Origin of the sequence: Psychrobacter sp. NG25, assembly GCF_015234355.1 — a bacterium.
Lineage (GTDB): Bacteria > Pseudomonadota > Gammaproteobacteria > Pseudomonadales > Moraxellaceae > Psychrobacter.
In genome coordinates this window covers 237,469-260,907 of the sequence record NZ_JADGMV010000006.1, presented here as the reverse complement: position 1 = coordinate 260,907, position 23,439 = coordinate 237,469, and the positions used below count along the sequence as shown (strand labels likewise).

The following is a 23,439-nucleotide window of genomic DNA, read 5'->3' as shown; positions in this document are numbered from 1 at the left end:
CTCGTTTTACGTAACACAATGGAAAATAGGAGGCATAACGGTCGTAGAACTGACTTTACTGTATTCAATACGACTTAATATAAACTTATGGCGTTGGTCTGCCGTGTTCTTGGCTATGGACATATCGTTGAACTACCATTATAAAAATGGCTCTTGCCAACGAATAACCACTGATACCATCAACACTGCGCCTATATATAACATATTTGCAAAATGACTGACAAGTCTTTTACCTATTAAGCCTTATCAACCACCTTTTATCACTCCCATAATTCTACTGCCAATTTATGATAGACACGTTAATCTGACAGTAAACTATCTAATTCTTTTCAAACAAAGCCAGTTGCTTACGGCCTTTATAAAAATCAGTCGAACGATAGTAAGCGTATAAATGGCGGAACAATACATTAAGCACCGCTGAGACAGGCAAGGCTATCAGCATACCAACGAAGCCTAACAAGCTTGCCCCTGCCAATACCGAAAAAATAACCCATAGCGGTGATAGACCAATCTTATCACCTAATAGCAACGGCTGCAGTACATAACCCTCAGCGGCCTGCCCAACCAAAAATGCACCAGCGATTAATGACAGATAAGTCCAGTCTAGTCCAAACTGGAAAAGGCATGCAGTAATGGCAGCGATGAAACCGATACCAAACCCCAAATAAGGAACAAAGCTAGCAACCCCCGCAACCATACCAATGATAAGTCCAAGCTCAAGACCAATGAGCTGCAACTGCACCGCATAAATCATACCCAACAGCACCATCACCAATAACTGACCTTTAATAAAAGCCATCAATGCACGATCACACTCTTTGGCAATCTGAACAAACTTTTCATTATAAGCCGCTGGAACCGCCATTTTCCACGTATGTAAACGCTGATCCCAATTGAATAAGAAATAAAAGGTCAGAATAGGCACTAATACGATGAGTCCTGCATTATTAATAAAGCTCATACTTGAGGTAATAATATGACTCATCATCGTGCTGGCATCTTCGAACTTATAATTCGTTTGCATGTAATCGACCAACGTCTCAGAAAACCCTTTTGACTCCAGCTCTGGCAAACTAATACGGCTGTTATTAACAAACCATTCTCGCACCACTTGGTTATACCAGTTCAACACTTTGGGTAAGTAGTCCCACGCCGCTTGCAACTGATTCCACAATGTCGGTATCAACCACCATAGTAGCAGCACCATTCCTAGCGTAATAGTCGAATAGACAATGATAATCGCTATCCAGCGTTTGATATATTTCGACAGACGTTTAACCAGCGGATTGAATAAGTAAGCGAGTACGAAAGCAAAGACAAACGGTATAATGACGGGCATCATTAAATACAATAAAAAGACAACCACCACCATAGCAACGACGATAAATAAGCGTCGAAAAAAGAGGTCGATTGGTTGGTTCATCATAACAAGTTATCCTAGGCTTAGGCTGATTTAAGGTTGCGATATGATTGCTTTTAAATAGGTGTTATTGAGTAACAACTCCTTAATAGCAAACAGTTATTGACAGTAGATTTAGATTCCCATTATCGCAGAGTACCGTTAAAAATCAGTCATTTTTTGTTTCTTGACGTTTTATTTGCCACTTAAAGCAAGTCTTCACTAAATATCAGTCAAATATCCGCAAGTTGCTTTGCGAGTGTGGGTCGTTTTTGGGTATAATGCGCCCACTATATTCAGAATTAACACGACCAACTCGCTTTTCTACCGATAGACCTTCATTCCCTATAAAATTTGTGAGATGACCATGAGTAACAAGCCTTCTTTAAGCTACAAAGATGCCGGCGTTGATATTGATGCAGGCGATGCGTTGGTTCAACGTATTAAATCAGTGGCAAAAGCCACCTCTCGTCCTGAGGTTGTGGGCGGACTTGGCGGTTTTGGCGCGCTTTGTCGTATTCCGACCGGTTACACCTCACCTTTATTGGTTTCGGGCACTGACGGCGTCGGTACCAAGCTTAAACTGGCCTTGCAACTGAATCGTCATGACACTATCGGCATTGATTTGGTCGCTATGTGCGTCAATGATCTGTTGGTTTGCGGTGCTGAGCCATTATTCTTCTTAGATTACTACGCAACAGGCAAGCTCGATGTTGACGTAGCAGCGACTGTCGTTACTGGTATTGGCGAAGGTTGTAAACTGTCAAACTGTGCGCTCATCGGTGGCGAGACAGCTGAAATGCCAGGCATGTATCAAGATGACGACTACGACCTAGCTGGATTCTGTGTGGGTGTGGTTGAAGAAGCCGAAGTAATCACTGGTGAAAATGTCGCAGAAGGTGATGTATTGATCGCCCTTGGCTCAAGTGGTGCTCATTCAAACGGCTATTCATTGGTTCGTAAAGTCATCGAAGTGAGTGGCGTTGATGTCACTACTAGCGATGCACAATTAGACGGTCAGCCTATCCAAGACGCACTCATGGCCCCTACTCGTATCTATGTTAAAGCCATCAAAGCTTTGCAAGACACTCTTGGTAGTTCAGCCCTTCATGCCATGTCACATATCACAGGTGGCGGCTTAACAGATAACTTACCGCGTGTATTGCCTGAAACACTAGCCGCTAGCATCGATACCAATAGCTGGCAGTTTTCAGAGCTATTCACTTGGTTACAAACCCAAGGTAACATCGAACAGAGTGAAATGTACCGCACCTTTAACTGCGGTGTCGGCTTTGTAATTGTCGTGCCTAAAAATAAAGCTGAAGCGGCTATCAATATATTGAATGACGCTGGCGAAAAAGCATGGCAGTTAGGCGAAATGGTCAGTCGTGAAGTGGATGCAGTGGTGTACCGTTAATGCTAACCAATAATACCAGTCACGCCAACAAGCCATTACGCATTGCCGTTCTGGTATCAGGCAGTGGTAGCAATTTGCAAGTATTGATCGATGCCATGCAAGCTGACGCACTACCGATTGAAATAGTAGGTGTCATCAGCAATCGTGATGACGCTTATGCCATCACACGTGCCAATGATGCTAATATTCCAGTCGCGGTACTGTCACACGTTGCTAACGGCAAACGCATGGGTATCAAAACTTTTGAAACTCATGCAAATGCACAGCTTGTTGAATGGCAACCTGATTTAATAGTATTAGCTGGTTTTATGCGTGTGTTAAGTGGCCCATTTATCGACAATGCGCCAGCGCCTATGATTAACTTGCACCCTTCTCTATTGCCTGTTTACAAGGGACTTGATACCCATCAGCGAGCGATACAAGCAGGTGAACGTCATCATGGTTGTAGTATTCATGTCGTCACTGCTGAGCTCGATGCAGGCACTGTTTTGACTCAAGCGCTGTTAGAGATCCATCAAACAGAGACGGCTGATAGCCTACAAGCACGTGTACAAAAACTTGAGCATAAATTGCTGCCTTGGACAATTTTGCTATTAGCAAATAAAGTATTGTCGCTGGATACTAATAATGAAGTCAGCAATGAAACCTGTAATAAAACTAAGGCAAGTTACTTGCCAGCCTTGCCATTACAGCTGTTTGTAAACACGTAAAAGTTTCAGCTTATCAAGTTGCATGTTTTACCATTCTATTTGATGCAATAAAAAGCCCAGTCACTCGTTATGAGCGACTGGGCTTTTTTTATTCAATGGTCATCTAATGACGACCATCTCAATATCTAGTAGTGATATCAACCGCCATTAAAAAACATGAACCGCTTTAATGTTTACAAACTCTTTGATACCAAAGCCGCCATGCTCACGACCATAACCTGAGTTTTTAACGCCACCAAATGGCAATGCAGGGTTGGCAAGACCGTAACCATTGATATAGACCATACCAGTATCAAACTCTTCACGTGCTAGACGTACCGCTTTGTCTGTATCTTTTGAGAAGATTGCACCGCCTAAACCATAGCGACTATCGTTAGCGATACGTAAGGCATCGTCTTGGTCTTTTGCGCGAATGAGCGAGGCGACAGGGCCAAACAACTCATCATCATAGGCAGGTTGACCTTTCTCAACGTTTTCTAAAATAGTGGCTGGATAAAAGCTGCCTTTGCTATCAGGAACTTTACCACCAACAGCAATCGTTGCACCTTTAGCCACGCTCTGCTCTACTTGCTCATGTAGCTGCTCTTGTAGATCTTTACGAGCCAATGGTCCGATGTCTGAGCTATCATCCATAGGATCGCCATATTTTGCACCTTCAAACTTCTCAACAATACGCTTACGGAATTCATCGTATACACTATCCACTACGATGAAGCGTTTTGCGGCAACACAAGTTTCACCGTTATTGATTAGGCGTGCTTGTGTACAAGTTTCTACTGCTATGTTTAAATCAGCATCTTCTAATACGATGAAAGCATCGTTTGAGCCAAGCTCTAACACGGCTTTTTTGATGGCTTTTGCTGCTTGTTGACCGACGATGACACCTGCTTTATCGCTACCTGTGAGCGTCACACCGCGTACTTTGTCGTTGTTGATTAATTCTTCTGACTGGTCGTGACCGATGATAATGGTACGGAAAAGATCATTTGGCAGTTCAGACTCATGAAGTATTTTCTCGATTAATAAACCAGAGCCTGTTACGTTAGAAGCATGTTTTAGCAGGATACTATTACCTGCCATCAAGTTGGCAATGGTATAACGGAATACCTGATACGCTGGGAAGTTCCAAGGCTGCATACCATAAATGATACCAATAGGTTGATAGCTGACTAATCCTTTTCTCATGCCCTCAATGTCACGTACGTCATCAGCCAGTGATTCAACACCGTTTTCAGCAGTATAATCACAGATTGCCTTACACAGATCAATCTCCTCTAAACTTTGGCTGTATAGTTTACCGCGCTCTTCTGTCATCAGCTTAGCCAGCTCTTCTTTATACTCAATCAGTTTGTCGCCGATAGACTTAATCGCTCGGCCACGCTCTTCATGGCTAACAGTGCGCCATGCTAAAAATGCTTCATGTGAGGCATCAACAATTTTATTGACTTCGTCTACGCTCATGTAATCGTAATTTTTGATCTCTTCACCCGTGGTTGGGTTGATAGTAGTGATATCTGACATATTATTGTCCTTATTATATTTTATTTTATGTTTAGTATTTTCAGTTTATAAAATAAGCATCGGTACTGCTTTTTGGCTCAGCATACTTGCCAAACGTTATGCAATAAGTTCTTGTTGTATCGTAAGTTCTTATAGCAACCAATCACTCAAATAGGTAGCAGCTTGTTGGTGCATTGCTTTCTATCTGTGGCCATCATAACAAGGTAATTTGGATGATAGGTTTACAAGATATAGAGAAGTGTGCATAAGATGTTAAGAGTGTGGCTATCTTATTAACTACGCTTAAGTTGTAAGTAGTTTGAGTTATGGACGAGGTATTTGAGTAAGTTTAGACCCATAAAAAACCAGCCCTGCGGCTGGTTTAATAAAAAACTTATCTGTCTTGAAAAACAATCAATTTAAAATAGATGATTCATCACAGGTATTTCTTGTGGTGGGTTTTCTTCCTCATCAACGATTTGACGCGCCACATGCATGATAAGTTGACGTAACCAGCGATGGGCTGGATGATGCTGCAATAAAGGCGACCATGCCATCGTTAGCTCAAACTCAGGAATGAAGAATGGCGGCTCTTCCATTTTGATACTGTCGTTATTTGCCTGCATTTTTGCCACACGAGTTGGCAACGTTGCTACCAAATCTTTGTTAGCAGCAAGCATGGCTGGCATCTGATAATGACGAGTAAAAACACTGATTTGACGTTTTTGTCCTAAACGTTGTAGCGCTTGATCGATAGACCCCAAACCACCTGATTTTTCTGGATTGACACCGAAGCCCACACCCATACCCGTTTTCGATACCCAAACATGCTGCGCTTTCAGATAGTTTTTTAAATTAAAACGATTGGCATAAGGACTGTCAGAGGATAGCAGACAACTAAAAGTATCACGCCACACCAACACTTGGTGAAAGCTCTGTGGTATCTCATTAAAGCGGTTAATTGCCAGATCAACACGTCCCTGCTCCATATCACGATAAGAGACGTCTGATGGTGTCAAGAAATCCAAGATAACATTGGGTGCTTCTGAGCGTAGGGCTTTGACCAGTTTAGGAACTAGCGTCGCTTCCGCATAGTCTGACGTCATAATACGAAAGACGCGAGAGGTACTATAAGGACGGAATTCAGTACGTGGCTCTAACACTTGTGTCAAATCCGCCAGTATCTCACGAATACGAGGTTGCAATTCTAAAGCCCGCTCCGTTGGCGTCATACCTTCAGATGATCGAACCAATAGAGGGTCGTTAAACAACTTGCGCAGACGGCGCAAAATGTTACTCATCGCAGGTTGGGTAATACCAAGCTGCTCAGCTGCTCGAGTGACATTTTTCTCTCGTAACAACACATCTAGATGTACCAATAAGTTTAAATCTACCCGCTGCAAATTCATATATAGTTCTCTTGGCCTTTGGATAAGTGCCGTTATAAGCTTGGCATTTTTGGTGCTGTTCTAATAATTTATGGTCTATAGCAATGTAATTCTGCTACTTTTTATCTGATTTCATCCGATATCTGCTAAGTATAACCCAAACCGTCTAACGTAAGGTACTGTTATATATGAATTATAACTTAAGAAAATACCCAAGATAATAATCATAAATTAGATAAATCTTGGTAAGGCAGTTATAGTAAGTCTCATAGGATGACTTGTAACGCAAACGATACAGCTTAGTTTTATAGACTGGCTACATTCATTTGACCGACATAATTATATAGTATATTGATGGTCCATATCGGTAGCATCATACGATGAATTGACTACCTGAAAGACCGTTATAGTCGTTAGAAAATGACTAAATCTATCGCACAAACTGTTTATTATTGTAACACCTCTTATCACCGATAATGACATTGCCATTCAATAAAGAACGCAAGTGCCTTAGAAATATATGAACAAGCTCAGCAACCTTTTATACATTACCTATTATTTTTCCACTACCAAGTTCTAGTAATTCTCTTGTATTAGTGATTAAGTTTGTTTAGGGTAAATAAGGCTTTAACTGATGGCTTGTAATTCTGTCTGACCTTATGAGATGTCAATAGCACTAATATAAATTCTAAATGTATACCTTTTCAGTCATACACAATCGTCATTATTTTAGCACTTAACTTATTTGTTTTTACACCCCACCAAGGAGACATAGATGTCAACTGCATATAAATCAGCGATCGACCTAGTACGTGAATTGAAGCAAAAGCACGGTAACTGGCAGAATATCAGCGAAACCGATGCGGCACGTATGATGTCACAAAACCGTTTTAAAACGGGCTTGGATATCGCAAAATATACTGCAAAAATCATGCGTCAAGACATGGAAGACTATGACAATGATACGTCTCAGTACACACAGTCTCTAGGTGCATGGCATGGTTTTGTTGCACAACAAACTATGTACGCTAAAAAGAAATATTTTGGCACTACTTCTAAAACTTACATCTACTTATCAGGTTGGATGGTTGCAGCTCTACGCTCTGAGTTTGGTCCACTACCTGACCAATCTATGCACGAAAAAACGTCAGTACCTAAGCTAATCGAAGAAATCTATACTTTCCTACGTCAAGCCGATGCTAAAGTATTGAATGATTACTTCCGTGAGCTAAACGCTGCTGAAGAAGCTGGTCAAGATACTTCAGCTATCGTAGAAAAAATCGAAAACTTTGATTCGCATGTTGTGCCAATCATTGCTGATATCGATGCAGGTTTCGGTAACGAAGAAGCTACTTACCTATTGACTAAGCAAATGATCGAAGCTGGTGCTTGTGCCATTCAGGTTGAAAACCAAGTATCTGATGCTAAGCAATGTGGTCACCAGGCTGGTAAAGTAACTGTACCGCACGAAGACTTCATCTCTAAGCTAAACGCTATCCGTTATGCATTCCTAGAGCTTGGTGTTGAAGACGGCGTTATCGTTGCACGTACCGATTCTGAAGGCGCATCACTCACGCAAAAAATTCCAGTATCAAATGAGCCAGGCGATCTTGCTTCTAAATACATTGACTTCATCGAAATGGAAGAAGTAACTTTAGAAAATGCAAAAGAAAACGACAGCTTACTTAAGCACAATGGCAAACTAGTACGTCCAGTTCGTCTGCAAAACGGTCTATATCAGTTCCGTGAAGATACAAACATCGACCGCGTTGTACTTGACTGTGTGACCGCTTTAGAAAACGGTGCCGATCTACTATGGATCGAAACACCAACTCCAGATGTAGAACACATCAAAATGATGGTTGACCGCATTAAAGAGCAACAGCCTAAAGCGAAGCTTGTATACAACAACAGCCCATCATTTAACTGGACGCTTAACTTCCGTAAGCAAGTTATCGCACAGTGGGAAGAAGAAGGCAAAGACATCTCTAGCTACAATAAAGATGACTTAATGAGTGCTGATTACGACGGTACTGAGCTTGATGCAGCAGCTGACGTTGCCGCTAAGAACTTCCAACGTGATGCATCACGTGAAGCTGGTGTATTCCATCACTTAATCACGCTACCGACTTACCACACCACTGCTCTTAGCGTTCATGAACTTGCTAAAGGCTACTTCGGTGAAGAAGGTATGCTTGCTTATGCAGCTGGTGTACAACGTAAAGAAATCCGCGAAGGCATCGCTTGTGTTAAGCACCAAGCAATGGCTGGTTCTGACCTAGGCGATGATCACAAAGAAATCTTCTCTGGTGACAACGCACTTAAAGCCGGCGGCGGCAAGAACACAATGAACCAGTTCTAATCACCGACTCTCTATAAGTCATTGCTAAAAAAGCCGCTCTACATTATGTAGGGCGGCTTTTTTCTGGCTGTTTATTGACACTCTGTTATTGTGAGCTTTTTAATTTTCCATTCTAGGGCGTGTCCTCATTTTAAAAATGATGATAAAAATGAGATAAGTTGTCGTCAAACGAGGAAAATAGCGCAGATAATATCAGGATATTAACCAGCTATTTGACGATTTTTGGCAAAATTTAGCTATTTTTAGCTCATTTAGAGGACACTCGTTTGAATTGAGAACACGCCCTAATGCTTAGCATCCTTGCTATCATTCTCTTTAGCACTGTCGGCATTATCACCTACCTGATTGCTCTTTATACCCTCTGAATGATGGACGTCTTGGTTTTCACCCATCAGATTACGTCGTAAGTGTTCTACACGAGGGCTGTGTTTAAAAAACTTACGATAGATCGCTTTTATCATTCTATAAATGAGATAAAAAACACCACCAAGCACCACTAGCCACCACAATTGTATAATGCCAAGTGCAAATGACCTGAGCATACTCCAACCATCTTTGAATGATTTGTTGACTTCGGTGCCAAAACTCGGCCGCTCAGCATCTATCAAAACGTCTAGGTTTTGCGTGGTTTCTTTATAACTGACATCTGGCTGCATAAAGCTCAGATTGATGGTGCTATATTTAACTTTATCGGCGATATCCATTTGCTCAAGCTTTGCCAATTCTTTTTGGCGACGTGCTGCATAAGTAGCGGTGATAGCATCGACATTACTACCCTGATCTTTATCATTTTTGCTCTCGAGACGCTCTTGACTGAGCTCATCCGCCATATCGCTATTTAGCTGACTTGCCAGCTGTTCACGATAAATATCCAAAGTAACGTCTTGTGCAGTGAACTCCTGACCATTCAAAAAAGCCACTTGCTGCTGCATTTGCTCCAAGAACTTATTGACGTTGACACGAGGAACCCGAACCGTCATTTCAGCTTGGCGATTATAGGTTGTGATTGTAATATTTTTATCACCTTGGACAAAGGTTCTATCACTACGTGGATAGTTGCTAATATTACTGAGCGCTACATAGCCACCCTGCTGCCGTGTCAATGTCTCAATAGCAGCGCTACTCTTGACCACGTCTTTGACAGTAAAGTTTGCACTGGCATTGATTAGCAGCTCTTTACCTTGTATCTGGATATTAGCGGCCTGACTAGCAAGTGTCTGCTCACTACTCTCTGATAAACTCTCAACCGTCAGCTCATTGGCTTGATTGTCAGCCTCTGATTCTAGCTCTGCAACAGCTGATTGTTCAGACATCACGGTATTTATATCAGCACTAACGTCTTGTTCATTCACATAATCGCTTGGCTCTTCTGAGACACTTTCTGCATATTCCTCAGATTGACTACAGCCACTCATTAGTAATACAGACCCGAGCATTACCGTAGCTATAGATAATGACAAACGATTGGGTGGTAATGATGTTTTAAGCTTACTCATCATAGAATCCTGCTGCTGATCAAAACTAACCTGTTTTTTCAAAAGACGGCTTTCAGATACCATAAAGATTTTTCTCATATTAAATATACTTTTGTTCAATATTTTCTCAATTATAGCGACAATAAAACAAAAGTGTATTTTTTATAGAAAAAACACCTAGGGTGTGTCATCAATTAGATTGTGAGGCTTAAAATGAGAAAAATTGTAGATAAACAAGGAAGGAATTACCGTTAATATGAATATATTGACAAAATTACTGACGATGTTTAGCAAAATTTGGCCATTTTAAGGCCACTAAATGTATTAATGTGCTAATTGATGACACGCCCTAGGCAGTTCTATAGAATATTACTTGTTATTAAATGATAGCTTTCATACGATAGAGTTGATTCAATCTAAAAAAGCACAAAGTAGCCGAGTACAGATGTGTAGTACGTTCACTCGACTTCCTTGTATCCAAATTATATTGAACTAGCTATAGATTGACTAAAGTACTCACTTAACGTTTATTAAAATAATAGGGAGCCACCATGCAAGAGATAGAGTTGAAGTTTTTGGTGCCAGAACCACGGCTAAAAGGCTTGATGCGTCAAGCTCAAGTCAAATCCTCACAGCTGACGCAACTGGCTGCCCATTATTACGATACGCCCGATCAACAGTTGGCACAGGCAGGTATTGGCTTGCGGATTCGTAAAGAAGGCGATTCGTGGGTACAGACCATCAAAGCTGGCGGCGATGGTATTGCAGCGCGCTTAGAGCACAATGCGGTGTTAGATAACGAACAAGTACAAGCAATGCTCGATACCAACTCCCTCATGCCTGATTTGACCATTTATAAAGACACACCAATCGCTCCTGCATTGTCTGACTTTAAGCTCAAAAAGCTGGCAAAAAAATTGACGCGACTGTATGTCACGGATATACAGCGCACCACTCGATTGCTAGTAGAAGATAATGGCGATCAAATGGAAAACAGTATTGAGATTGCCTACGATCATGGAGAGATTATTCATGGTAACGATGATGCCCAGCGAGAAGTCATTCAAGAGATAGAGTTCGAGCTGGTATCAGGAGATTTAGATTTTCTGTTTATGACAGCCAAAACTTGGTGTCAGCGCTATAAGCTGTGCTTATCTACCGTAACCAAAGCTGAACGTGGTGGATTGCTCATCAACGGACAAAATCATAGCCCAGCCGTTAGCGCTGATCTTAGCCAGCTAAACATCAGAAAAAAAGTTAGCATGCCTGCCTTTGTAAGGGCTGCCGTACATAACTGTCTGCTGCAAATACTACCGAACAGCAGTGCTATTGTAGCTGGTAGCACTGACAGTAGCCACATCTTGCAGTTACAGATAGGCATTCGCCGCTTATGTGCTGCCCTAAATGCATTTGCTAGCTTCTCTGATGAAATCAACCCTGATTGGCAGCCAATCCTAAACCAAACGGCCACCTTACTTGGCGATTATCAAGAGCTGGATTACCTAGCAAATTATATCGAACCTAAGCTGCAAGAATATGGCGCGCCTATAACTAACTGGACGACGGGTATTGATGCTCTCAAAATCAAGCCTATCGATGCCATCAGCGTCCCTGATTTTCAGCTGACCTTATTAGAACTCATTGCTTTTACCATGAGTGATCCAAGCCTTGAGCCTCAAAACAACAAGCTTGCTATCGATAAAATCATAAAAATCCTATCCAAGCAATATGAAAATCTGCTCCAAACCAATGACGAGCTTGGTGAGGAAAACAATGTTGAAAGCGATAGTATGGATTTAGAAGACGTTGATTTAAAAAACATTGATTTAGAGGATGTTGATTTAGAAAGTACGTACTCAAACCTTGATACTGATGACCAAGCAGACTTTGAATTGCATCATCTAACAGATTTGCGCTACATCACTGAGTTTTGTGCGCCTCTGTTAAGTAAGAAAGGGTCTAAAAAACGCACCGAACGCCAGCTAAAATATTTGATCAAAGCGCAAAAATCATTAGATAAACATCATAGCTATGCACAATATCAACAGCGTTATCAGATAAAATCAGCTGTAGATAATAATGCATTATATGGTGCAGGTTGGTTTGCAGCCCTACTCAAAAAAGACACGAAACGCAGCGATAAATGCTTGGCCAAAGTTAGAGATCGTTCGATATTTTGGTAAAATATTCATCGTAAAATAGCAAAAACGTAGAATAAAAAAGACAGCCTTCATAGAGTGAGCTGTCTTTTTTATAACTTTTAACTCAAGCAAATTAATATAGATTATGGTATCAATATGTTTGTACTGTCATTCTATTTCATTCATCTATACCACAGTCGGTTCAATATAATTTGGAGACAAGGAAGTCGAGTGAAAGTACTACAAACAGTAGACTAAGCGAGATTGACACCGTATCCAATCTATAAAGGATTGACTATACTATTCAGCAGCAATAGTCACAAACGTACCCTCGCTGACTTGCTCAAATAACTGAATGATATCCGCGTTACGCATACGTATACAGCCATGTGAAAATGGTGCGCCCATTGGCTCAGTATCTGGTGTGCCGTGTATATAGATATAGCGCTCATAAGTATCGCAGCCACCTTGGCTGTTACGACCTTTATTCACTCCTTCCTCGAGACCACTTAGCCATAAAATACGACTTAATATCCAATCGCGTTCAGGATGAGACTTACCGAGCTCCGCATCATATATCTCGCCTGTAGGTACACGACCTATAAACACGGCGCTGCTAGAAACACTACCCCCTATTTTTTCGGCAATGATATGTCTGCCAAGCGGTGTACAGCCACTATCTTGCTGACTGCCGATACCATTTTTAGCAGTCGATATCGAGTATCGTGCTATTTCTTTATTCTGCTGGTGTAATGTTAAGTGTTGCTGAGCGACGCTGATGACTATCTGTATATTAAGATTATTGCTGTTTGTCATAAATGCTTCCAACTATCAGTTATTCGTAAAAATACTGTTAGGGTAATTAGGACATATTGAACTTTCAACTAGGTCACTCACAGTGACTATATTCGGATTATTCAACACATCCTCGTAAAATGATTGAAAATTTCTATTATCAAGGGATTGTATCAAGGCATTGGGCACCGTAATATAGGGGCACACTTTTTGATGCTAGCAGATTATGACGACTATTTCACCGACACGTGTGTCGATGTATGATTTTCTATATCAAGATACCATACCGATGGTGTCATTATTGGCAGATGCCGCAAAGCTTTCATTACCACAAGCCCGCTTAGCAATGGATGCCAGTTTGCAGGCAATTATTAGTGCCCTTCTCGCTTACCAACAGCGTTACGATGGTCAGGCAGTAAGTAAGAAGCTATTTGGGCGTGGTGCTGTCAAAGAGCTACGACAGTATAACTCTATGAATTTTGCGACCATCAGTGCGACGTTATATCACCGTCACGATGCGGCAGATGCCATATTCTCTGATAATGCTCGGGTCATAAAAGCAAGTGACCATATTGCTAGTCAAATTGACGCAACGACACAACAAGTCCAAATTTTATTGACCTCTTTATGCGTGGTTGTACTCCGTGAGCTGGCTATATTGGCAGAATACAGTCAACTCGATAATAACGAGATTAACAAATGGTTTGCTCTACAACCACAGTTTTTGTCATTAGCACGTTTTACAGTCAGTGAACCAAACACTCTATCAGCCGAACTGGCTGACAACAATGACGAAGTGCCTGTTTCAGCAGCCGAAAATACGGTAAATATGGGAACAGAAAGTCCATCAGAGGTTGGCTTATTAAGTACTGAGCAGCTCTCAAACAACCCACCTCCTTTCAATCCTTACTGGTACGAACTGACGGCATTCAAACCTGAAAGCTATGAGCCTGTTCAAGACATGCAACTGGCTACAGGTAACTATCTAAAAGCCATTGGCCGCTCACCTGATAACTTGCAACAAGGACGCCATAACGACATGCTGGTGTTTGCTGAAATGCATGATATTGCATTACCACATCAACGTTGGTTACTACAACTCGCAAAAATATCAGACATCTATCTCAGTCGAAATCGACTGCGCGTAAATTCCGAACCTGCTACCCCGCCCAAGCCACCTTTGGTTAGCTTAGGACTCATCGGTGGCAATAGCGACAACACGCCAGCAACGATCAGTGAAAAACCGATTGAATACGAGGCTGCCACACCACTTTGGAAAAACCCCGTTATTCTCATTATCATTTTGGTCATTAGTATACTGGGTGGATTGGCAACCCTCAAATATCAGATGCAAAAGTCTGACGGTGCTATGTTGGCAACAGAAGAAGTGCTATTAGAACAAAAGACTCTCGAAGAACGCCAGCAGCAGGATGTCGCAATCGTGATGGTAGACGATGAAGATGTTGCAGAAACAGCTGAAGCTGAGTAGACGTAAACAACTATTTAAACGTAGCTGTTGTCATAAGTATTCAATCACAAACTATCAGCAATAAAAAAGAGGCCCTATATCTAAGGCCTCTTTTTTGTGCGATTTAATTTTCTAATTGATTACGAATAATCTAACAATCTTACTTCGATAAATCGCGACCACGGCTGGCTTCGATAGCTAGACGTAGACCATTAAGACGGATAAAGCCTTCTGCATCTTTTTGATCATAAGCGCCTGCATCATCTTCAAAAGTTGCGATTTTTTCGTCAAATAACGAATCATCAGACTTACGTCCAACCACGCTCACCGCACCTTTATATAGCTTCACGCGAACCGTACCGTTGACGTATTCTTGTGATTTGTCAATCAACGCTTGCAACATCATACGCTCAGGACTGAACCAGTAGCCGTTGTAGATAGTTTTAGCATAGCGTGGCATTAGCTCATCTTTTAGATGCGCGGCTTCACGGTCTAAGGTCAATGACTCAATACCGCGATGTGCTTTTAGCATAATCGTACCAGCTGGCGTCTCATAGCAGCCACGTGACTTCATGCCAACATAACGGTTTTCTACGATATCTAAACGTCCGATACCATGCTTACCGCCAATCTCATTGAGCTTGATCATGATTTCGAAAGGCTTGAGTGCTTCGCCATCGATAGCAACGATGTCGCCTTTTTGATACTCTAGCTCTAGATATTGTGCTTCGTCAGGCGCTTCTTCTGGGCTGACTGACCAACGCCACATATCATCTTCTGCTTCAGCATATGGATCTTCTAGGATTCCGCCTTCATAAGAGATATGTAGCAGGTTAGCATCCATTGAGTATGGAGATTTTTTCTTGTTACCTGCATAGTCAATCGCAATGTTGTGCTCTTTCGCATATTCCATCAAGCTTTCACGGCTAGACAAGTCCCACTCACGCCAAGGAGCAATGGTAACTACGTCTGGTGACAAGGCGACAGCACCCAGCTCAAAACGTACTTGGTCATTACCTTTACCAGTAGCCCCATGGCTAATGGCATCAGCATTATGTTCTTTAGCAATCTCAACCAAACGCTTGGCGATTAGCGGGCGGGCGATAGAAGTACCGAGCAAATACTCGCCTTCATAGATAGCATTGGCACGGAACATTGGGAATACATAATCACGGGCAAACTCTTCGCGCAAGTCTTCAATATGGATATGTTTGATGCCCATGGCTTCTGCTTTAGCGCGTGCTGGCTCAACTTCTTCGCCTTGACCAATATCTGCGGTAAAGGTAATAACCTCTGCATCATAAGTCTCTTGCAGCCATTTAGCGATGATTGAGGTATCAAGACCACCTGAATATGCCAATACGATTTTATTAATATTTTTCGGATCAAGTTGAGCCATGAATAACTCCTATTATGAGAATTTAATTTTGGTAAAAGCGCTAAGATTCAATCGAAAGGTAAACTACTTACTCAGTGTACATCATATTTACTATAGGCAAAAGTGCCACGGCCATAAGGAGTGAGCTTTTGGTTGAATGGTGGACCAATGGATATAAGCTATCTCTATGAGATTGTTATCTAATCATGATAAACAAGACCATTTTATACATTTAGAAATCATTACTCTCCATAGAATGCTAGCAGAACACTCAAAACCTTCTACAGTACAATTAATGAATTATGTACAGAGCGTTAGTCGCATATTTAGTCAAGTGGGCAAATCTGTTATGATATCCACATAACACCACTCCGTTTTATTCCCATATATGACGACACAGAGCGCTACGACATTATGACTGATTCGATTAGAGAATTGACCATCCTTCAACCAGACGACTGGCATATCCACTTACGTGATAGCACAGCATTGAGTACAACAGTACCGCATGCCGCAAATAGCTTTAATCGTGTGATTTGCATGCCAAACCTAGTACCACCCGTCAAGAATGTCGACGATGCACGTGCTTACCGCGCGCGTATCATGTCGCATCTAGAAACTAGCGATTTGAGCACAGAGCGCAAAACGGCGTTCGACCCCCGTATGACCTTATATCTGACGGATAAAACGACTGCACAAGACATCGAGATGGCAGCAAAATCAGGTATCGTACAGGCCGTTAAGCTCTATCCTGCTGGAGCAACCACCAACTCTGCTGACGGCGTCACCAATATTAATGCTTGTGTCGATGTCTTCGAAGCACTAGAGAAATACGACTTGCCCTTATTAATACATGGTGAGGTCACTCAAGATCATATTGATATTTTCGATCGTGAAAAGCGCTTTTTAGATGAAGTGTTGGCACAAATTATCGTAAAGTTCCCTACCTTGAAAATCGTAGTCGAGCATATCACTACCAGTGACGCCGCAGACTTTGTACTGGCGCAAGGCAATCATGTTGCCGCCACTATTACACCGCAGCATTTGATGTTTAACCGCAATCATCTATTGGTCGGTGGTATCAAACCGCATTTTTATTGCTTACCTATCCTAAAGCGTGAAAGCCATCAAAAAGTATTATTAGACGTAGCAACTAGTGGCAATCCAAAGTTCTTCCTAGGTACTGATTCTGCTCCGCACGCGACAGACAAAAAAGAAGCCGCTTGTGGCTGTGCTGGTTGTTATAGTGCTGCGACTGCCTTGCCATTGTATGCCACTGCTTTTGATAGCGTTGGTAAAATAGACAAGCTAGAAGGTTTTGCCAGTCGTTTTGGTGCCCAGTTCTACGGCATGCCATTAAATGAGAGTACGATTACGCTTGTCAATACGCCTATGCAGGTGCCTATCGCTTATCCTTACTTCGATGGTAGTTCTCTCACCCCGCTCATGGCAGGTGAAACACTACCATGGTCTCTTAAAGACTAGAGCACGCTAAGGTATTTCATCATTTAGAGTGTAAAATTTAAGAGTGCTAAGTGCTAAGTGCTAAGTGCTAAGTAAACTAATTGATGACATACCTGACATAAAGCCCTCTATATTTCATCCTATAATACCTGTCATATCTTTGCCTAAGGCGATATGACAGATAACATCACATGCTTATTTTTTAATTCAATATAACAATACGACTGATAAAAGCGATTTTACCTGATATGACCACTCAAAACGATGCCACCTTGCCTAACGATACTGACAACGATTCTTCAAATCATACAGATAATAATCTGAATACGGCTACAAATACTGGCGCTGAAAATACTGCTACTGAAAATACCGCGACAGATGAGCAAACACCTATGCGCTTAAAAGAGCGCTTTCGTAAATTTTTACCTGTCGTCGTTGATGTAGAGACAGCCGGTTTTAATGCACAAACCGATGCTTTGTTAGAAATTGCCTGTATTCCCGTGCTACTCAATGAGCAAGGTGTATTTTATCCAGGGGAGGCTTTCAATGCTCATATCGAACCTTTCGAAGGGGCAAATCTAGAGCCAAGCGCACTCGCCTTTACAGGGATTGATCCTAAAAACCCACTGCGTAAAGCCATTGCTGAAGATGAAAAAACTGCCTTACGCCGGATTTTTAAGGGTTTAAAAGAAGTACGCCGTGAGGAAGACTGCCGTCAATGTGTATTGATCGGACACAACGCCCATTTTGACTTGGCGTTTTTGAATGCAGCTGTGCTACGTACCAATAATAAGAGCCACAATCCGTTCCATAACTTTTCAGTCTTTGATACCGTGACGCTATCAGCGCTCGCATTTGGTCAGACTGTACTAGCACGCGCCTGTAAGGCAGCAGGGCTAGATTTCGATGGTAAAGACGCTCACTCAGCGCTATATGATACGCAAAAGACTGCCGAGCTGTTTTGTCATATTCTTAACCATTACCCTATGCTGGCTAATGCAATGCACAATGAAGCAAATACAGATGAGTTGCCTGACGGCGATAATAAATAAGCCACATATCCTACATTGCCCACTTCTCCTAATAGTGCTATTTTTAATACTTGATGACTTTGGCATCTTGATTTCGCAATCAATAGGGATATGATTGATATCATGATAGACAAGCCACTCGTTTCACTATTGAGCATGTTATGGCAATCATTCAAAAGTAACAAACGAGTCGACGACCTGTGATTATGCACTTTAAAATGGTGTTGTCGTATCCTATAGATGGTTTAAGTTACCCACACTGCCTGATAGCGTGACATTGCTCATACTATCAGGCTTGATAGGAGGGACTTTATCATGGATCCACAACTCAAATTATGGGGAACAATCATAGGCTATATGCTGCTAGCTTTAACTATTAGCGCCTGTACTTCTTTATGGATTCGCTATCATTTAAAGCGTAAAGACTTACATCCTCGCCGTGCAATCAAAAAAAGATATTTAATTTTAAAAAGACGAAGAAAAAGGCTTGACAGAAGGCGCAGACACTATTAGAATACGCACCACTTCAGCATAAATGGTGAAAGCAGCTGAGGTGTTGTGTTACTAGTCCCCATCGTCTAGAGGCCTAGGACACCGCCCTTTCACGGCGGTAACGGGGGTTCGAATCCCCCTGGGGACGCCACTATTTGGCGTCACTCGTTAGCAAATTTGCTGCAAAGCATCTATTAAGACTAACAAGCGTACCATCTAAAAGCCCAATCACATTGTGATTGGGCTTTTTTTATGCCTGCCTTTTGACTTTCTCAAAAATAATGCTTAAAACCTTCGAATATCTATCACCATTAATTAAATGCAGCTCGTAATGTGTACTATGAATACGTGAATTGATTTACTGCTGTATTTATATTAAAGATATTATCAAAATTTACTCACAAAAAAGCCAACATCAAATGCTGGCTTTTCAGATCAAATACGATTTTTTATAATAATCTACCAGATTTTATCTGATAACATCAACCACAACAATGTCATGACAACCATCACACCAAGTATGGTCTGGATCAAAAAGAACGCTTGGTGCTGACCGACTACCTTACTTAAGGTCACCCCTAATGTACTGTACTTAATAGGTGGCGTGTCCATATTGCCTGTTCTTGCCTGCTCTTCATAATACCCTTTTAGGATATCTAAAAACTTTGGCCATTCACTAGAATCCCAGTCGTAAGGCTTAAACGGCATAAACTTTTTCAGTTCAGGTTCTTTAGTCATCCAACGTTCAAGTGTGATAGAACGTAAAGACCAATTCGTAAAGCGGCGTTGGGTAATTTCTGAAAAATCTAAAATTTGTAGTTCTTTATGTCGATCATCTATTAGTAATCGATTCTTTAAATTAGTGAGAGCTTGTTCTGACCCTTCTACACACTGTAAAAAGTAACCATTGCCATAGCAAAGAATACCTGTGACGTTATCGGCTTGGTTCTGCTCAATCGAAGTCTCTGAAATATCATTAAGCGTACTAGGGCCTGAAAGACCAGTCGAAGTGATTTGACTGATATATACAAGCTGGCAGAGGTCGGTTGTAACTGGATTTGTCGAATCATTAATTTGTGACAATTCGATTCTCCCTATTTTTAGATAAATGGAGCTAAAACAACCATACTAACTTTAGAAAAAACATAGAGACAAGACTTTTAAAAGCATCAAATTGGTCTGGTATATTATTGATTTTATAAATGTTTATATTAATTGTATTAAGTTGGTTACATCATAGGCTAGTTTGGTCATCAAAGCAATATATGTTTAATAATACTGTTTATTTTCCACGATAAAGAAAGACTCAAAATGAGTGAAGTAGCCTATGTTTTTATTTTTTCATAGATGTCAGCTGAGATATGCAAGATATAAGCATACCTACATCTCTACACCTGTATTAAATAGACGTATTCGATACGATGTGAATAATCACAAATGCATAGGAAAGGACTATGGGAAATATTTTAGAATAATCATAATTGGGCTTTCAGAATCGCTGCAAGAAAGATGGCGTCGTCGGGATAAGTGAGCTTTATATTTTGGCGACTGCCAGACACTAAACGAATGGGGAGATCCAAGTACTCAAACGCACTGGCTTCATCAGTAATAGAAAGGTTATGGGTACGAACATAAGCCAATACCCTCTTCAATTCTCCGAGTCGAAATACTTGTGGGGTTTGCGCTTGCCACATGTTACTGCGGTCGATAGTACGTTTGGCATAAGAGTATGTGCTGCTACTGATAGGCTTATTTGCAAGCTCAGACTGAGCCGTAGAATAGATATGCGACTCTTTTAGCGTATCAGCTACAGGTGTTGCTAGAATAGCACCATATAGCTCTGTCATCGCCGCTTCGATCACTTGATCAATATCATTACTGGGTACAGCAGGACGCGCAGCATCATGAATCAAAACTAAGTCTGAATCGTCAGCACCTGAATGACTGATTGCCTCTACACCTGCCTGCACTGATTGCCAACGCTCAGCGCCGCCAATGGCATAATCTATAGGAAGTGCAAAATCGAGCGTTTGAGCGGTGGTGTCATTTGCTGCAATGACCAGCAAGCACTTATCAATATAATCACTACAGGCGAGCCTTGCCACACTATGCTGTAGCAATGTCTGTCCCTGCAACAGAGTGTATTGCTTAGCAACAGATGCACCAAAACGACTACCGCGACCAGCAGCGACGATCATGGCATGTATATGAGGGGTGGTATTCATAGGATAGTACTCATCAAACAGCTCTCATGGTTAAGATCCATGACAATATGGCTAAGGAAAGGTAAGTGCTAAGAGAGGTAAAGAGATTGAGGTAAACCGAATATCTATTCTAGATACTAATAGATAGTATTTCTTCGAAAATTAAGAACAATTAATAATTGCTGTGTGTAGTAGGTGCCGTAGATACTTGCACGAATGTCTCGTTTGGTTTAATCAAACCCAAATCTAAACGAGCATGTTCTTCTACTGCTTCGAGACCATTTTTTAAATCATATACGTCGGTACGTAACAAATTATTTGCTGCTACTTGGCTTTCATTCAAACGCTGTTGCTCTTCTGTCTGAGTCATCAGTTCGTTGTGCTCGAAACGACCATTTTCGCCTAGCCAATACTGATATTGCAGCCCTAAAAGAACGGCAACGGCTAACGCGAGTAACATAAATTGGCTAAAATATTTCATAAGAGGATAACGCCAAACGACAGAGATATAGTAAAAATTAGCTAAAGCAGCTAAGCAATATATAAACATAATAATGATTACATAATGCTCAGCTTTAACATTAAGTCCTGATTAACTTGGACTTATTAACCACGTAGACCGATGAACTCTTCACGGCCACGATAGCTTGCACGTACTTGCTGTTCGATACGAAGCAGTTGATTGTATTTTGCAACGCGATCTGAGCGGCATAGTGAGCCAGTTTTGATCTGACCAGCAGCAGTACCAACTGCTAGGTCTGCAATAGTACTGTCTTCCGTTTCGCCAGAACGATGCGAGATAATCGTCGCATAACCATTTTTCTTCGCCAGATAAATTGCATCTAACGTTTCTGATAGCGTACCAATCTGGTTGAACTTGATCAAAATCGCGTTAGCAATCTTCTTATCAATCCCTTCTTGCAAGATAGCAGGATTGGTTACGAATAAATCATCACCAACCAATTGCACTTTATCACCAATTTGCTCAGTTAAGTACTTCCAACCATCCCAATCTGACTCATCAAGACCATCTTCGATAGAGATAATAGGATATTGACGTGCCAAACCAACTAGATAGTCTGAGAAACCTTGGCTATCAAAAGATTTGTTACCTTCGCCTGCCAAGATATACTGACCATTTTTATAGAATTCACTCGCTGCACAATCTAACGCAAGATGAATGTCTTCACCGGCTTTATAGCCGACTTGCTCAATCGCTTGCATAATCACAGTGATGGCTTCTTCGTTGCTACGTAGGTTTGGTGCAAAACCGCCTTCGTCACCGACCGCTGTATTCAAGCCTTGTGATTTTAGAACAGACTTTAAGCTGTGGAAAATCTCTGTACCTGCACGCAATGCTTCTGAGAAGCTCGTAAACCCAACTGGCTCAATCATAAACTCTTGGATATCAACGGTATTATCAGCATGCTCGCCACCGTTTAAAATATTCATCATTGGCACAGGCATAGTAAGCGACGTCTGATTGCGCAAATTAGCAATATACTGGTGTAATGGCAAGTTCTTTGATTTGGCAGCCGCTTTAGCAGTGGCAAGTGACACCGCTAGCATAGCGTTGGCACCAAGGCTGTCTTTGTTTTCTGTACCGTCTAGCGCAATCATTGCATCATCAATGCCTTGCTGCTCTGTAACGTCTTTATCCATCAAAGCGCTACGGATTTGGCTATTCACATTGGCAACGGCTTTTTTCACGCCTTTACCCATGTAGCGATCTTTGTCGCCATCACGCAGCTCAAGCGCTTCACGTGAGCCAGTTGACGCGCCACTTGGTGCAGCAGCACGGCCAATCGTACCATCAGCCAAGATAACATCGGCTTCAATCGTTGGGTTACCGCGTGAGTCTAAAATCTCACGAGCGCGAATGTCTTTAATTGCGGTGACGTTGTTGGTTTCTTCAGCGTACATAATGTCTGTTAATTCCTTTGGTCATGCCAAGTTTATGGGGTAAATAACGGCAACTAGAATACAAAAAATATAAAGCAAATTATCGTATAGCCTGTGCGCTTAAAACAGCCTTGCCTATTTGTAAAATCGGCCCATTCTAAGTACGATTAAAGGTTTATTTGGCGTATCGACAGCGGGCTATAGTGCTTGGCATCATAGCATAAATTTTGCCAAACTTCCCTTATCTTACACCAACTTGCGCCCATAAAATAAAATATGAGCAGCAATGTCAGCCGTTATCGAATCCTTTTAT

Annotated in this window: 18 protein-coding genes and 1 tRNA gene; 9 read left to right on the top strand and 10 right to left on the bottom strand. The window is 41.6% G+C overall.

The features are described 5' to 3' along the window. Nucleotides 1-319 precede the first annotated feature (319 nt). Entirely contained in the window at nucleotides 320-1,426 is a 1,107-nt protein-coding gene (locus IPZ60_RS10965) for an AI-2E family transporter (protein WP_194197820.1), read from the bottom strand. 340 nt (nucleotides 1,427-1,766) lie between these two features. Between IPZ60_RS10965 and purM the strand changes: the two genes are divergently transcribed. Together purM and purN are read left to right on the top strand one after the other, a co-directional pair. Then, on the top strand, nucleotides 1,767-2,816 hold the full coding sequence (gene purM / locus IPZ60_RS10960; protein WP_194197819.1) for a phosphoribosylformylglycinamidine cyclo-ligase: 1,050 nt from the start codon (nucleotides 1,767-1,769) through the stop codon (nucleotides 2,814-2,816). Further along, entirely contained in the window at nucleotides 2,816-3,526 is a 711-nt protein-coding gene (gene purN, locus IPZ60_RS10955; protein WP_194197818.1) for a phosphoribosylglycinamide formyltransferase, read from the top strand. The genes purM and purN overlap by 1 nt, the downstream gene beginning before the upstream one ends. Before the next feature lie 147 nt (nucleotides 3,527-3,673). On the opposite strand, the gene IPZ60_RS10950 is transcribed toward purN, so the two are convergent. Further along, nucleotides 3,674-5,047, bottom strand: coding sequence for an NAD-dependent succinate-semialdehyde dehydrogenase (locus IPZ60_RS10950; RefSeq protein WP_194197817.1), 1,374 nt, complete (start codon nucleotides 5,045-5,047; stop codon nucleotides 3,674-3,676). Nucleotides 5,048-5,445: 398 nt separating this feature from the next. Continuing rightward, nucleotides 5,446-6,435: a LysR family transcriptional regulator gene (locus tag IPZ60_RS10945; protein WP_110923131.1), complete on the bottom strand. Its 990-nt coding sequence runs from the start codon at nucleotides 6,433-6,435 to the stop codon at nucleotides 5,446-5,448. 754 nt (nucleotides 6,436-7,189) lie between these two features. On the opposite strand from IPZ60_RS10945, the gene IPZ60_RS10940 reads away from it, so the two are divergent. Beyond that, the gene (locus IPZ60_RS10940) at nucleotides 7,190-8,776 is read left to right on the top strand and encodes an isocitrate lyase (RefSeq protein ID WP_110923132.1); all 1,587 of its coding nucleotides are present in this window, start codon (nucleotides 7,190-7,192) and stop codon (nucleotides 8,774-8,776) included. 284 nt (nucleotides 8,777-9,060) lie between these two features. On the opposite strand, the gene IPZ60_RS10935 is transcribed toward IPZ60_RS10940, so the two are convergent. Then, nucleotides 9,061-10,350 (bottom strand): DUF4349 domain-containing protein, encoded by a 1,290-nt coding sequence (locus tag IPZ60_RS10935; RefSeq protein WP_194197816.1) that lies wholly within the window; start codon nucleotides 10,348-10,350, stop codon nucleotides 9,061-9,063. Nucleotides 10,351-10,802: 452 nt separating this feature from the next. Here IPZ60_RS10935 and IPZ60_RS10930 point away from each other — a divergent pair, with 452 nt between their 5' ends. Then, nucleotides 10,803-12,434: a CYTH and CHAD domain-containing protein gene (locus IPZ60_RS10930; protein WP_194197815.1), complete on the top strand. Its 1,632-nt coding sequence runs from the start codon at nucleotides 10,803-10,805 to the stop codon at nucleotides 12,432-12,434. A 258-nt stretch (nucleotides 12,435-12,692) separates the two neighbouring features. Here the strand turns inward: IPZ60_RS10930 and IPZ60_RS10925 are convergent, their stop codons facing one another. Continuing rightward, nucleotides 12,693-13,208 carry a L,D-transpeptidase gene (locus IPZ60_RS10925; RefSeq protein WP_194197814.1) on the bottom strand — a complete coding sequence of 172 codons (516 nt, stop codon included), beginning with the start codon at nucleotides 13,206-13,208 and terminating at the stop codon, nucleotides 12,693-12,695. 205 nt (nucleotides 13,209-13,413) lie between these two features. On the opposite strand from IPZ60_RS10925, the gene IPZ60_RS10920 reads away from it, so the two are divergent. Next, nucleotides 13,414-14,676: a hypothetical protein gene (locus IPZ60_RS10920; RefSeq protein WP_194197813.1), complete on the top strand. Its 1,263-nt coding sequence runs from the start codon at nucleotides 13,414-13,416 to the stop codon at nucleotides 14,674-14,676. 139 nt (nucleotides 14,677-14,815) lie between these two features. Here the strand turns inward: IPZ60_RS10920 and IPZ60_RS10915 are convergent, their stop codons facing one another. Beyond that, entirely contained in the window at nucleotides 14,816-16,054 is a 1,239-nt protein-coding gene (locus tag IPZ60_RS10915; protein ID WP_110923137.1) for an argininosuccinate synthase, read from the bottom strand. Nucleotides 16,055-16,447: 393 nt separating this feature from the next. Here IPZ60_RS10915 and pyrC point away from each other — a divergent pair, with 393 nt between their 5' ends. From pyrC to IPZ60_RS10895, 4 genes are all read left to right on the top strand, one after another. Continuing rightward, entirely contained in the window at nucleotides 16,448-17,518 is a 1,071-nt protein-coding gene (gene pyrC, locus IPZ60_RS10910; protein WP_194197812.1) for a dihydroorotase, read from the top strand. A gap of 371 nt (nucleotides 17,519-17,889) precedes the next feature. Then, nucleotides 17,890-18,549, top strand: coding sequence for a ribonuclease T (gene rnt / locus IPZ60_RS10905; protein ID WP_194197857.1), 660 nt, complete (start codon nucleotides 17,890-17,892; stop codon nucleotides 18,547-18,549). Between the two features lie 294 nt (nucleotides 18,550-18,843). Further along, nucleotides 18,844-19,041, top strand: a complete 198-nt coding sequence (locus tag IPZ60_RS10900) for a hypothetical protein (RefSeq protein ID WP_194197811.1) — start codon at nucleotides 18,844-18,846, stop codon at nucleotides 19,039-19,041. A gap of 54 nt (nucleotides 19,042-19,095) precedes the next feature. Beyond that, nucleotides 19,096-19,171, top strand: a tRNA-Glu gene (locus IPZ60_RS10895). A 308-nt stretch (nucleotides 19,172-19,479) separates the two neighbouring features. Here the strand turns inward: IPZ60_RS10895 and IPZ60_RS10890 are convergent. The 4 genes from IPZ60_RS10890 to eno all read right to left on the bottom strand — a co-directional run bounded on the left by IPZ60_RS10890 (nucleotide 19,480) and on the right by eno (nucleotide 23,147). Next, nucleotides 19,480-20,103 carry a BLUF domain-containing protein gene (locus tag IPZ60_RS10890; protein WP_194197810.1) on the bottom strand — a complete coding sequence of 208 codons (624 nt, stop codon included), beginning with the start codon at nucleotides 20,101-20,103 and terminating at the stop codon, nucleotides 19,480-19,482. Nucleotides 20,104-20,495: 392 nt separating this feature from the next. After that, nucleotides 20,496-21,245, bottom strand: coding sequence for a 2-C-methyl-D-erythritol 4-phosphate cytidylyltransferase (gene ispD, locus IPZ60_RS10885; protein WP_194197809.1), 750 nt, complete (start codon nucleotides 21,243-21,245; stop codon nucleotides 20,496-20,498). A gap of 151 nt (nucleotides 21,246-21,396) precedes the next feature. Continuing rightward, a complete protein-coding gene (locus IPZ60_RS10880; protein WP_194197808.1) occupies nucleotides 21,397-21,705 on the bottom strand; it encodes a septum formation initiator family protein in 309 nt (102 codons plus the stop codon). A 125-nt stretch (nucleotides 21,706-21,830) separates the two neighbouring features. Beyond that, the gene (gene eno / locus IPZ60_RS10875; protein WP_194197807.1) at nucleotides 21,831-23,147 is read right to left on the bottom strand and encodes a phosphopyruvate hydratase; all 1,317 of its coding nucleotides are present in this window, start codon (nucleotides 23,145-23,147) and stop codon (nucleotides 21,831-21,833) included. Between the last annotated feature and the right edge of the window lie 292 nt (nucleotides 23,148-23,439).

What these genes read in the sequence shown, in the direction of transcription:
- IPZ60_RS10930 (WP_194197815.1), top strand. Translation starts at nt 10,803, where the DNA reads ATGCAAGAGATAGAGTTGAAGTTTTTGGTGCCAGAACCACGGCTAAAA.
- IPZ60_RS10945 (WP_110923131.1), bottom strand. Translation starts at nt 6,435, where the DNA reads ATGAATTTGCAGCGGGTAGATTTAAACTTATTGGTACATCTAGATGTG.
- IPZ60_RS10935 (WP_194197816.1), bottom strand. Translation starts at nt 10,350, where the DNA reads ATGAGAAAAATCTTTATGGTATCTGAAAGCCGTCTTTTGAAAAAACAG.
- IPZ60_RS10940 (WP_110923132.1), top strand. Translation starts at nt 7,190, where the DNA reads ATGTCAACTGCATATAAATCAGCGATCGACCTAGTACGTGAATTGAAG.
- IPZ60_RS10950 (WP_194197817.1), bottom strand. Translation starts at nt 5,047, where the DNA reads ATGTCAGATATCACTACTATCAACCCAACCACGGGTGAAGAGATCAAA.
- ispD (WP_194197809.1), bottom strand. Translation starts at nt 21,245, where the DNA reads ATGAATACCACCCCTCATATACATGCCATGATCGTCGCTGCTGGTCGC.
- IPZ60_RS10925 (WP_194197814.1), bottom strand. Translation starts at nt 13,208, where the DNA reads ATGACAAACAGCAATAATCTTAATATACAGATAGTCATCAGCGTCGCT.
- purM (WP_194197819.1), top strand. Translation starts at nt 1,767, where the DNA reads ATGAGTAACAAGCCTTCTTTAAGCTACAAAGATGCCGGCGTTGATATT.
- IPZ60_RS10900 (WP_194197811.1), top strand. Translation starts at nt 18,844, where the DNA reads ATGGATCCACAACTCAAATTATGGGGAACAATCATAGGCTATATGCTG.
- IPZ60_RS10965 (WP_194197820.1), bottom strand. Translation starts at nt 1,426, where the DNA reads ATGATGAACCAACCAATCGACCTCTTTTTTCGACGCTTATTTATCGTC.
- rnt (WP_194197857.1), top strand. Translation starts at nt 17,890, where the DNA reads ATGCGCTTAAAAGAGCGCTTTCGTAAATTTTTACCTGTCGTCGTTGAT.
- eno (WP_194197807.1), bottom strand. Translation starts at nt 23,147, where the DNA reads ATGTACGCTGAAGAAACCAACAACGTCACCGCAATTAAAGACATTCGC.
- IPZ60_RS10920 (WP_194197813.1), top strand. Translation starts at nt 13,414, where the DNA reads ATGACGACTATTTCACCGACACGTGTGTCGATGTATGATTTTCTATAT.
- IPZ60_RS10880 (WP_194197808.1), bottom strand. Translation starts at nt 21,705, where the DNA reads ATGAAATATTTTAGCCAATTTATGTTACTCGCGTTAGCCGTTGCCGTT.
- IPZ60_RS10915 (WP_110923137.1), bottom strand. Translation starts at nt 16,054, where the DNA reads ATGGCTCAACTTGATCCGAAAAATATTAATAAAATCGTATTGGCATAT.
- purN (WP_194197818.1), top strand. Translation starts at nt 2,816, where the DNA reads ATGCTAACCAATAATACCAGTCACGCCAACAAGCCATTACGCATTGCC.
- pyrC (WP_194197812.1), top strand. Translation starts at nt 16,448, where the DNA reads ATGACTGATTCGATTAGAGAATTGACCATCCTTCAACCAGACGACTGG.